This window comes from Enterococcus hulanensis (assembly GCF_005405485.1).
Lineage (GTDB): Bacteria > Bacillota > Bacilli > Lactobacillales > Enterococcaceae > Enterococcus_A > Enterococcus_A hulanensis.
Map to the genome: position 1 here is coordinate 1 of NZ_BJED01000024.1, position 12,080 is coordinate 12,080.

The window sequence follows — 12,080 nt, forward strand, 5'->3', positions numbered from 1 at the left end:
TGTCTCTTACCCGCATAGCGGGTAGTTTATTTGTTTCGGACAAAATACGTCCGAAACTGGGCATCTAGGCCCATAAAAAAAAAAGAAGCGGAAATCCCGCTTCTTAAACATTCCGATGCATCGGAATGACATTATTATTTGGATGAACCAGTAAATATTGAATGACATCGATGTTGCTGGCCTGAAACGAAGCTGCACATGCCTGCAAGTATAGATCCCACATTCGATAAAATGCTTCATCCTTTTGATTGATAACCTTATCTGCTACTTGATGGAAATTCTTCGTCCAATGTTCAAGAGTTAGTTGATAATCACGACGTAAGCTTTCAAGATCAATTAACTGCAAATTATTCTCCGTTATATGACCGACTAATTCTGTCACACCTGGAATGTAGCCGCCTGGGAAAATGTATTGATTGATCCAAGCATTTTTCGCACCGCCTTGTTGACGACTGATACCGTGAATCAAAGCAGTTCCATTAGGCGCTAAATGTTTTTCAACAACACTAAAATACTCTTTTAGATTTTCAGCACCGACGTGTTCAAACATACCGACACTTGTAATGTGATCGAATGTTCCTTTTAGATCACGATAATCCATCAATTCGACAGAAACTACATCCTCTAAATTTTCCTTCTTGATAATTTCTTGAATGTGTTGGTATTGTTCTTCACTTAATGTGATTCCTTTGGCTTTAACCTTATATTCTTTTGCCGCAGTTAAAATTAATGTTCCCCAACCACAACCGATATCTAATAATGTTTCATCTGGTTGAATAAATAATTTATCAAGGATGTGATGTACTTTATTGATTTGCGCTTGTTCTAAAGTGTCTTCTGGAGTCTCAAAATAAGCGCACGAATATGTTAATGTACGGTCCAACCACATTTCATAAAAATCATTTCCTAAATCATAATGGCTGTGAATATCATGAGCCGATTGTTTTTTTGTATGTTTCTCCTTCGGCATCCATTTTTTGAAATTCGTATTATGGAAAAAACCGTTTGCTTGGTTATATACATCGTAGATCAAAGCCTGTAAATTGCCCTCGATCTCGATTTTCTTTTCCATGTACGCTTCTCCAAGAGCCAATGAAGCATTATTGATAAGTTCTTTCACCGGAATCTTCTCATTGAAAATAATTTTGAAGATAACTTCTCCTTCAGAATTTCCATACTCCTTCGTAGATCCATCCCAGAAAGTTACTTGTGTTCTTTGAGAAAAAGATGGTTTAAATAATTGATTGTATACTTCTTTGTCTAACATATTATTGCCTCCCTCATGATATCTTCTGACTAAAGCTTAATAAGTTCAAAAGATTTGCCCTGAGTTGGCGAAAAAAATAGGAATTCCTCATAAAATTATAATCAAAAATTATATGAAAACCCTGACAAAAAAGAATACAAAAAAAACGGGTTTCCCCGTTTTATTGAATCAAATCATAAATTTCCATCGCAACAATGTCGATGTTGTCAAATTGATAAGATTGTTTGCTGTCGCTTTCAGTCAGTTCAAATGTTTCTGTCGTATTATCATAAGTTACAGTACACTTCTCTACGCCCTCTTTTTCAAAACGACGCAATTGTACTTCATTATCAGTCGATTCAGTCATTGCTTCTAAGCGTTTAATAATGGCAACTAATTGTGAATGTTTCATCTAGGTGCCCCCCTTCTTCTCAATTCTGTCTTATTGTATCAAATCCGACCGTATCTTGCATTGATTTTCATCAATTAATTTATGATTTTTTTACTAAATCTAACTTAAGATTCTGACCACCATAATTTAATCAAAGCTTGAGTGCCATCATTTTCAAACCCTTGATCGGTTAACCGTTCATAAAGCTCCGTCGCCAACTTTGTTGCAGGCAGGTCAAGCTGCATTTTTTCTGCCTCATCTAAAGCGATTTTCAGATCCTTAATAAAATGCTTAACGAAAAAGCCTGGCGAGTAATCTGATTTTAAAATACGAGGTGCATAATTTGTCATTGACCAATTTTGTGCTGCTCCGCCACCTAGTGTCTCTAAAACTTTTGGCACATCTAAGTTGGCCGCCTTCGCATAGACCAGCATCTCAGTCATCCCGGTCATTGTTCCCGCAATCATGATTTGATTGGCCATTTTAGTATGCTGCCCAGCTCCAGGTCCACCTTGAAGGGAGTAGCTTTTCCCCATGATCTCAAATAACGATACAACTTGATCAAAAGTCGACTGATCGCCGCCTACCATAATGGTTAACGTTCCATTTTGAGCTCCTAAATCACCGCCAGAAACTGGGGCATCCAGCGATTCCGCACCTTTTTCTTTAGCTGTTTGATAAATTTTTTCTGCTAACGTTGGTGTAGAAGTCGTCAAATCGACTAAAATCTTTCCTGCGACATCCGCTGAAAAAATGCTGTTCGTTCCATAATAAATTTCTTCGACATCACTTGGATATCCAACCATTGAAAAAATAATTTCACTGGCATTTGCCACTTCTGCTGGCGTTGGTTGCCAAGCAGCCCCATTTGCTACTAGTTCGTCTGTCTTGCTTTTCGTGCGATTATAAACTGCAACTTCATGACGTGCATTTAAAAAATGTTTGACGATGGATCTGCCCATCACACCAGTTCCGATAAATCCTATTTTCATGCTATTAACCTCCAAAATAAAAATAATCCATCTCCAGTATACATGAAGAGATGGATTTCAGCTTTATTTATCCTCGCTATTTCTAAGCGAATTAATTCTTACCCGCATTTTTTGAACTGTTCGAACAGGAGATTTCACTTCCGTGTGATTTTCAGCATAATAAACAATCATTTCTTGATAGAATTTTAGAATTTCATTGCCAAAGCGCTCCGCCGAAATTTCAATTAATTTATTATCCTGCACTTCAGGATCGATTGGGATTTGTTGTTGAGCATAACGGATGAAGCTATCACTAAAATCTTCATCATGCTCAAAGGTTATCCCTAAAGACTCGTCACTTAGTAATTGGGTCAAATAATCATTTCCTTCAACGACACATTGCGTACCAGAAGCAATCGCCTCGGCATAAGTCAGGCCTTGCGTTTCTGAGGTCGAGGCGCTGACAAAATAATCCGCCGCGTGATAATAATATGCAACTTCTTCATGAGAAACTTCTCCCGTAAACTGAACGTAATCCTTAATACCTAATTCATTTGTCATTTCTTCCAGATTCTCACGATAAGGACCTTTTCCTACAATTACTAATCGCGCATTGGGATAACTCATAAGAATTTCTGGAAATTGCTGTACGATGACATGGATATTCTTCTCATATGAAATTCGACTCAATGATAGAATCATCAAATCATCTTTCTGTATGCCTAGCTCATCTCTCAATCGATCAGTATCTTCCTTTGTGATATCCGGACGAACAAAACGTGTTACATCAATCCCAGTTGGAATAATTCGCATCGGAATGTCTACTTCATAACGTTTCAACGTATCAACTACCCGTTTACTTGGACACACTACTCCTGTAGAGTGATTTACAAACATTTTAATGAAATGTTTTACATGAGTAGGTCTGACAACTTTACCATTAGCAATATAGTGAAGATAATCCTCATACATCGTATGGTATGTATGAACAACCGGAATGCGCAAACGGTTCGCTACCATCTTACCTAAAAATCCGGCGCCAAACTCTGTATGCGTATGAATGATCTCCAATTCCAATTCCTTTGCCACTTGATAAGCAAACCAAATCCCCCGCACTACGATACGACGATCCTTGAAGGATACAAAAGGAACGCTGGGCATTCGTACGATATCTTTTTCAAACTCCTCAGCATCTGGATCAGTCGTCGTAAAAATATAGACTTCATGACCTTGCTTCTCGAGTTCATTTTTCAATGTTCTGATTGATGTTGCTACCCCACTGACCTGAGGGAAATAAGTATCTGTAAAAAAACCGATACGCACGACTACTCCTCCAAACTATTTCGTGACCTTTGCATAAACCTGATGATCATAAGGCAGTTCTAAAACTGCTTGATAAACAGATTTTAATTCAGCACCAATTTGCGTGATGCTCTTTTCTTGGGCAGTCCTAAAACCTGCCATGGATAGATTAGGTAACCGATGATTCACTAATTGATGAATCAATTCTTCAAACTCTTGATTATTGGTTCCCATATAACAGTTTTCACCATCACTCAACCAGCCTTCGTATACAGGGATATTTCTTAACAGTACCTGTTGTTGGCTTGCTAAAGCTTCTAATACAACGATCCCCTCGGTTTCCTCATAGGATGGGAAAAAGAATAGATCTGCTCCAGAATAGGCTCCTTCAATTAAATCGCCGTTAATGTATCCCGGAAAAAGAACATTTTCAGGATGATCTTTTTTTACAATCCGTCGAATATTCGCCGGAATTGAGAGCATCGGCACATCCCCAAACCAAATAAAGGTATATTCAGGCATCCCTTCTGCAATTTTTACAAAATCAAGGATTCCTTTACGTTCAAAAAACAATCCAACGCAAATGACGACTTTCTGATCTTCGGTCAAATTGAAATGTTTTCGGAAAGCCGCTTCTTTACGCTCATCCGGATAATATCTTTTTAAATCGATTCCATTTGAGATCGCAGCGATTGGTTGTTCCAATCCATAGCTTCTCAGCAATTTTTTTGAATAAGGGGTCGGTGTAATCAAATGATCTGCCTGTCGATATAAAGCAACCAACCATTTTTTAAATAAAGGCGCCAGCTGATTCGAACCAACAAATGAATTACGAAAATCTTCTTCCGTCGAATGCGCATGAAAAACAATTTTCTTTCCAAGTCTTTTCGCTTTTCTGATTAGTTGAAGACTCTTCGGCCCATAAGTATTAATATGTAATATATCATAATCTGTAGCCTTTGGGTCAAGTGTGTATTCTATTCCCATTGAAGCTAGGGCTCTCTTTTGATGACTTAAAGCACGACCTATCCCAGATTTACCAATAACATTCTGACCTTCAAAGTAAAGTAATATTTTCATATGCAGCCTCCTTAAAAACAAATCAATTATATCATAAGCATTCGAACTTTATCTCAACCTCTAGTCTGATTTTAAACAGTCTGCATCATTTTCAGTTACTAGAGAATCGTATTTTATAACAAAAAAAAACCGTTGCCTAAAAGACAACGGTCAAAAAGTTAAAATCTATTTTACGTATTCTTTAACTAACTCTTCTACTTCTTCCATTGTATCGCATTCTTTCAACGCTTTTTCAGCTAGTTCAGCCATATCAGTCGTTGTTAGACGCTTCATCAAGCTGCGGGTTCTAAGAACAGATGTCGCACTCATAGAGAACTCATCTAATCCCATACCCATTAACAATGGAACTGCTGTTTGATCGCCAGCCATTTCGCCACACATACCAGCCCATTTACCTTCAGCGTGTGCTGCATCAATCACGTTTTTGATCAAACGCAAGATTGACGGGTTATATGGTTGGTATAAGTAAGAAACACGTTCGTTCATACGGTCAGCCGCCATAGTGTATTGAATCAAGTCATTTGTTCCAATACTGAAGAAGTCAACTTCTTTAGCAAACTTGTCAGCTAGAACAGCTGCAGCAGGGATTTCGATCATGATTCCAACTTGGATCGTATCAGAAACTTTCACGCCTTCTTTAACAAGTTTTTCTTTTTCTTCGTTGAACATTTTCTTCGCTGCACGGAATTCTTTTAGTGTCGCAACCATTGGGAACATGATACGTAAGTTACCGTGAACAGAAGCGCGCAACAAGGCACGTAATTGTGTACGGAACATACCATCGCCTAATTCAGACAAACTAATACGCAATGCACGATAGCCCAAGAATGGATTCATTTCGTGAGGTAAAGTTAAGTAAGGTAATTCTTTATCTCCACCAATATCCATTGTACGAACAACGACTGGTTTGCCGTCCATACCTTCTAAGACAGCTTTATAAGCTTCAAACTGATCATCTTCTGTTGGAAAATCTGAAGAATCCATGTATAAGAATTCAGTCCGATATAAACCAATTGCTTCAGCACCATTATTATGAACACCTTCAAGATCTTTCGGTGTACCAATATTTGCTGCTAATTCAAAGTGCTTGCCATCAGCAGTCACTGTTTCAGCATCTTTTAATTTTTCCCATTCTGCTTTTTGCGTAGCATATGCATCGCCAGCTTTTTTGTATTCAGCCGCTTGTTCATCAGTTGGATTTACAATTGTTTCACCAGTGATACCGTTAACTGCAAGAACATCGCCTTCTTTAGTTTTAGAAGTGATTTCCTTCGTGCCAACAATCGCTGGAATTTCTAATGAACGAGCCATGATTGCTGAGTGAGACGTACGTCCGCCAATATCAGTAACAAAGGCTTTTACAAAGTTTTTGTCTAATTGTGCAGTATCACTTGGAGTCAAGTCATGTGCCACAACGACAACTTCTTCGTCAATCATAGAAGGATCTGGTAACGATACACCTAATAGATGAGCCATTACACGTTTTGTAACGTCACGGATATCTGCTGCACGTTCTTGCATATAAGCGTTATCATCCATTGCCTCGAACATGCCGATGTACATATCTGTAACTTCTTTAAGTGAGCTTTCCGCGTTCACTTTATTATCTTGAATATGTTGTTTGATTTGACCAATCATTTCTGGATCTGAAAGAACCATCAAATGAGCATCAAAAACTTGTGCTTCTTCTTCACCTAAGCTTTTAGCTGCTTTATCCCGAATTTTTTCTAATTCAGCAGAAGAAGCCGCCAAAGCGTCGTCTAAACGCTTTTCTTCGGCAGCAGTATCTTCTACATTATTTTGTTTGAAAGATAAATCCGGTTGTACTAGCAGATAAGCTTTCGCAACGGCAACTCCGTCACTTGCGGCAATACCTTTTAGTAGTTCAACCATTATTCAGATAATCCTTCCTTTTTCATTGTTTCTACAATAGCTTCCATTGCTTCTTTTTCGTCAGCACCTTCAGCAGAGATAACAACATCAGACCCTTGGCCAACACCTAGAGACATAACGCCCATGATTGATTTAAGGTTAACTGATTTTCCTTTATACTCTAAGTTAATATCAGAGTTAAATTTGCTTGCAGCTTGCACTAATAAAGTTGCGGGACGTGCATGAATCCCTGTTTCTGCTACTACGTGAAAATCTTTTTTTTCCATATTGACCGTTCTCCTTTATAAAAAAATGTTTTTTTATGTTAGGGCTTTAATGATAACATCCATCATTTTGGACCCTTCATTTTCTTAGATTACCATTTTTTTGCGGTAGATACAACAATTTTAGTCGATTTATCCTAACAGAATGTATGCCCTTTCTTAAAATATCTTGTTTGCTGGACTTAGTTATTGATTTATCGTGTTTTCATTTTTTTTCCATAACAATACTGTGTTGTAAAAAAGCAAGTTCATGTTTCTTTTAGCACTCTCGTTATTAGATTGCTAAAGTTTGAGACAAACTGTTTGCTTTTATAAAAATTCTCGCTATAATTATTCTTAAGGTCAGTGATAGTCAAACAACTGATCAGCGTATCCTTTTACGAGATTCGCTTACTCGATGTACAATGGAAGAAACAATTAACTATTGAAAGGGTGAAAAAGATGCTTTGCCAAAATTGTCATGAAAATGAAGCAACCATTCATTTATATGCAAATGTCAATGGTCAACGAAAGCAATTAGATTATTGCCAGAGTTGCTATCAAAAATTGAAGAATCAAGCTGGAGGTGCGCCGCAAATGGCAGGAAATGATCCTTTTGGTTTTGGAAGTTTAGATGATTTGTTCCGCTCAATGTCACAACAAATGCAACAACGACAAGGAGCTGCAGATCAAACACCACCGACACAATTCGGCGGTGGTAACGGTATCAACAATCAACCCCCTCGCGGAAACGGCGGAGGCGGGTTACTAGATGAATATGGTATCAATATCACTGGACTAGCTCGTGAAGGTAACATTGATCCGGTCGTTGGGCGAGACGATGAAATTCAACGTGTCATTGAAATTCTAAATCGCCGTACAAAAAATAATCCAGTCCTAATCGGTGAACCGGGTGTCGGTAAAACGGCAGTTGTAGAAGGATTGGCTCAAAAAATCGTTGATGGCGATGTTCCGCAAAAATTAATGGACAAAGAAGTAATTCGTTTAGATGTCGCTTCCCTTGTTCAAGGCACTGGAATCCGTGGTCAATTTGAAGAACGGATGCAAAAGCTGATTGAAGAAATTCGTCAGGCAGAAAATATCATCCTTTTCATTGATGAGGTGCATGAAATCGTGGGTGCTGGTGCTGCCGGAGATGGCAACATGGACGCTGGCAATATCTTGAAACCTGCATTAGCTCGTGGCGAATTGCAGATGGTCGGAGCTACAACCTTAAATGAATACCGAATCATTGAAAAGGACGCTGCATTAGAACGTCGGATGCAACCTGTACGTGTTGAAGAACCTTCTGTTCAAGAGACGATTGAAATCTTGAAAGGTTTACAACCGCGTTATGAAGATTACCATCATGTAAAATATACGGATGATGCGATCAAAGCTGCTGCTGAACTATCAAATCGTTATATCCAAGATCGCTTCTTACCTGACAAAGCGATCGACTTGTTAGATGAAACAGGTTCAAAGAAAAACTTAACGATTCAAATCGTTGATCCAAAAACGATCGATAAAAAGTTAGCAGAAGCTGAACAGCAAAAATCACAGGCTTCGCAGGAAGAAGACTTTGAAAAAGCGGCTTACTACCGTGATCAAATCAACAAACTGCAAAAAATGAAAGAACGTCAATTAACCGATGAAGAAACACCAGTTATTACTGAAAAAGACATGGAGAAAATCGCTGAAAAACGCACGGGTATCCCCGTTGGTGAATTGAAGGAAAAAGAACAAACACAATTGAAAAATCTTGCTGTTGATTTAAAACAACATGTTATTGGACAAGATGAAGCAGTCGACAAAGTAGCAAAAGCCATTCGTCGTAACCGTGTTGGTCTAAATAAGAAAAATCGCCCAATCGGTTCTTTCTTATTTGTCGGGCCTACTGGTGTTGGTAAAACGGAATTGGCTCGTCAATTAGCGGAAGAATTATTCGGTTCCAGTGAATCTATGATTCGTTTCGATATGAGTGAATATATGGAAAAACACAGTGTCTCTAAATTGATTGGTTCTCCTCCCGGCTATGTCGGCTACGAAGAAGCTGGTCAATTGACTGAACAAGTACGTCGTCATCCATACAGCCTAATCTTGCTGGATGAAATTGAAAAGGCTCATCCTGATGTGCTGCACATGTTCTTGCAAATTCTTGATGATGGTCGTTTGACTGACTCACAGGGCCGAACGGTAAGCTTCAAGGATACAATTATCATTATGACCAGCAATGCTGGTACTGGTAAGATCGAAGCTAATGTTGGTTTTGGTGCTGCAAGAGAAGGTGTCACTCGTTCTGTCTTAGGTCAATTAAAAGATTTCTTTGCACCAGAATTCTTGAACCGTTTCGATGGTATCGTCGAATTCAGTCCATTATCAAAAGAAAACTTGATGAATATCGTTTCATTGATGTTGGATGATGTTAACGAAATGTTAGCTTCACAAAAACTCCACATCGATGTTCCAGATAACGTCAAAGAAAAATTGGTTGATCTAGGTTATGATCCTGCAATGGGGGCTCGCCCACTCCGTCGGACAATTCAAGAAAATATCGAAGATGGAATTGCTGAATTCTATTTAGATCACCCAACAATTACTGACCTTAAGGCAAAACTCGACAAAGAAGATCATATCGTCATCACATCAAAGCCTGAACGCTTAGCAAAAGAAGATAAGAGTTAATAGTTTTTAGGATTCTCGTTGCCAACGAGGATCCTTTTCTTTTACCAATTTATTCAAATATTCTAATTAAAGTGAGCATCCTCCTTCTTTTTTCTTAATATTTCTTATATAATTACACTATGAAGTAAGGTTAGGAAGAAGGTGTTTCGGGATGAAACTTATCAATGTAACGAACAGCCATTCTCAAATGGTCTATAATCAGTTGGAGAACACTGATGCAAATATGATAAAGGTCTATACGATTGGAAATACTACTGTGATATATACCGATGCTTATAAACATGCGGAGATTGTTTTAAAAAATGACAATCGAAACATTCAGCCATCGGAAGTTGAGTTTGTACATAAATACTTTAAACGAAAATTAGATGAAAAAACTTACGATTTTACCAACATTTCTTATTTAGAATCTCCTGGACTGATTGAAATGTCGATAACAAAAAAATAGTTGAAGCCATAAAAGCTTCAACTATTTTTTATTTATCTTTTTAGCGATGATCGGTAATTGAATAATGCCAACAAAGGCTAGCGCTTCAATCCACTGAATCACTGGTACTCCCGCACCTGTATAGGTCATCATAAACAATTCTTTTCGTTCAGGCGCCCATGAACAAAACCAAGAGACACCAATTAAAAAAATCAAATACGATAGCATTAGCCCCAAAGTTATCAACAGCATTCCGCGAAAGATTTTCAGCTGCACCTTTGAAAAAAGACTTCCCACTACAATAATCAAAAAGCCTAACACACACAATACTAGCCAAATCGGCGTTGTATCACGATACAATTGGATAATACGATTGGAGATTTCTGCAGATTTGGTGACCTTATTCGGCTCAGTCCGAGGAGCATTGACGTCTTGCCAATTTTCCGAAAATGAATAATTCAGTAATTCTTCTGCCTTTGCCACATCCTCTTTCGGACCAAGTGTTGCATCCATGCCCTGACCATAATCCTTATAAAAAACGTTATAGGAAAAACCGCTTGTCATAAATTCTCCTACTAACGGCAGGTCTTTTCTTAATTTCCCATCACCGGTAGCTGTCAGATAGATTTCTTTTTTCTGCTTCAATTGACCCTTTTTGTAGGCCTCCGATAATTCTGAGTCGACTTTATGCCAATAATTTTCGGTCTTCTCCCCATCCTTGTAATAACCAGCTTGTGCTGCGGCATCTCGCAACGCCCAAAAAATAATATCTCCAGCAATGTCCTCACCGCCGCTCCATGGACTTCCGTTATAAATCCAATCGATATTTTTCGCGATTGACTTCAACGTTGGGGATACCGCTTCGGCTTTCTCCAATGCTTTTCTCGAAACCCAAACTTTACTGTTGGTTTCATTCAGCTTTGTACCATCATCCATTCGAATTAAATGCTTCGACACGTTTCCAAAAGCACCACCAGTTCGATCATTAACTAGTGCGATTCCATAATGCTCTTGATTGATATTCTTCAAAACCTTAGTTGTTGAAAAAAGCAGGATAAAAGGCAAAAAGCACAACATCAACTTAGCCAGCTGCTTCTTAGTAAAATAGAATTTTTTAAGCGAAGCACGAAAGTTTTTTACTCTAAAATTCGGAACATTTTCAAAAACAACTGATCCAGCGATAATCAGCAAGCCCACCATCAATAATGGCAATAACCATAATGAATCTTCACGTATATACCAATAAAAAGGAAAAATCAGCGATAGCCCAACACTCCACAAGATAAACGATCGTAATTTCCCATTTCGTCTAAAATACAAGCCTACGAGACAAGCCACCACCAATAATACTGCCGGAACAACTAATGTGTTTCGATAGATTCGGGTACTGTATTCACTAGTTAAAGTGACCGGTGAATACAAAAAGAATGCGTAGATAAAAGTTAAAATCCAACGGTTGTTAACTAATGGTCGTAAAGCAAGCGCAGCAGTCGAACTAGCTAGTATATTGAATAAGCCCAAAAATACACCATAAGATAGATGAAGCTTATTGGCCCATACCATAAAAAGAGAATAAGAAATTCCCTTGGATAACGCTTTTGTTGAGTAGCTTCCTAGCCAATTTCCTTTGAGGATTTCTTCGCTATAATGAATAAACAGCTGATCATCGTAACCGGCGAATAAATTGATAAAATAGGGAGCTTTGGCACTCAATCCTAAGCGAAACATTGTTAAACTAATCAAAACAACTAATAGAATCAAACTGCTCGGTTGTTTGAGTTTTGTTAAAATGATTTTTGTGCCGCTTTTTACTTTCTGCATCAAAGGTCCCTTTCTTCGCTTT

The 12,080-nt window shown here is 38.3% G+C and carries 10 protein-coding genes; 2 read left to right on the top strand and 8 right to left on the bottom strand.

The window, feature by feature from the left end:
• Nucleotides 1-103 precede the first annotated feature (103 nt).
• From FFR60_RS20100 to FFR60_RS20130, 7 genes are all read right to left on the bottom strand, one after another.
• Complete coding sequence (locus FFR60_RS20100) at nucleotides 104-1,267, bottom strand: SAM-dependent methyltransferase (RefSeq protein ID WP_137665555.1); 1,164 nt, start codon at nucleotides 1,265-1,267, stop codon at nucleotides 104-106.
• Nucleotides 1,268-1,427: 160 nt separating this feature from the next.
• Nucleotides 1,428-1,658, bottom strand: a complete 231-nt coding sequence (locus FFR60_RS20105; protein ID WP_010740403.1) for a YkuJ family protein — start codon at nucleotides 1,656-1,658, stop codon at nucleotides 1,428-1,430.
• A gap of 104 nt (nucleotides 1,659-1,762) precedes the next feature.
• Complete coding sequence (locus FFR60_RS20110; RefSeq protein WP_283205016.1) at nucleotides 1,763-2,644, bottom strand: NAD(P)-dependent oxidoreductase; 882 nt, start codon at nucleotides 2,642-2,644, stop codon at nucleotides 1,763-1,765.
• Between the two features lie 48 nt (nucleotides 2,645-2,692).
• Entirely contained in the window at nucleotides 2,693-3,931 is a 1,239-nt protein-coding gene (locus FFR60_RS20115; RefSeq protein ID WP_137665557.1) for a glycosyltransferase family 4 protein, read from the bottom strand.
• Between the two features lie 15 nt (nucleotides 3,932-3,946).
• Nucleotides 3,947-4,990 carry an LTA glycolipid anchor biosynthesis glycosyltransferase, IagA/BgsA family gene (locus FFR60_RS20120; RefSeq protein WP_137665558.1) on the bottom strand — a complete coding sequence of 348 codons (1,044 nt, stop codon included), beginning with the start codon at nucleotides 4,988-4,990 and terminating at the stop codon, nucleotides 3,947-3,949.
• 165 nt (nucleotides 4,991-5,155) lie between these two features.
• Nucleotides 5,156-6,883, bottom strand: a complete 1,728-nt coding sequence (gene ptsP, locus FFR60_RS20125) for a phosphoenolpyruvate--protein phosphotransferase (RefSeq protein ID WP_137665559.1) — start codon at nucleotides 6,881-6,883, stop codon at nucleotides 5,156-5,158.
• Nucleotides 6,883-7,149, bottom strand: a complete 267-nt coding sequence (locus FFR60_RS20130; RefSeq protein WP_010745997.1) for a phosphocarrier protein HPr — start codon at nucleotides 7,147-7,149, stop codon at nucleotides 6,883-6,885. Before FFR60_RS20130 ends, ptsP begins: the two co-directional genes overlap by 1 nt.
• Before the next feature lie 438 nt (nucleotides 7,150-7,587).
• On the opposite strand from FFR60_RS20130, the gene FFR60_RS20135 reads away from it, so the two are divergent.
• Together FFR60_RS20135 and FFR60_RS20140 are read left to right on the top strand one after the other, a co-directional pair.
• Nucleotides 7,588-9,810 (top strand): ATP-dependent Clp protease ATP-binding subunit, encoded by a 2,223-nt coding sequence (locus FFR60_RS20135; RefSeq protein ID WP_137665560.1) that lies wholly within the window; start codon nucleotides 7,588-7,590, stop codon nucleotides 9,808-9,810.
• 151 nt (nucleotides 9,811-9,961) lie between these two features.
• Nucleotides 9,962-10,258 carry a DUF1827 family protein gene (locus tag FFR60_RS20140; protein ID WP_088932989.1) on the top strand — a complete coding sequence of 99 codons (297 nt, stop codon included), beginning with the start codon at nucleotides 9,962-9,964 and terminating at the stop codon, nucleotides 10,256-10,258.
• A gap of 21 nt (nucleotides 10,259-10,279) precedes the next feature.
• On the opposite strand, the gene FFR60_RS20145 is transcribed toward FFR60_RS20140, so the two are convergent.
• The gene (locus FFR60_RS20145; RefSeq protein ID WP_137665561.1) at nucleotides 10,280-12,058 is read right to left on the bottom strand and encodes a hypothetical protein; all 1,779 of its coding nucleotides are present in this window, start codon (nucleotides 12,056-12,058) and stop codon (nucleotides 10,280-10,282) included.
• Between the last annotated feature and the right edge of the window lie 22 nt (nucleotides 12,059-12,080).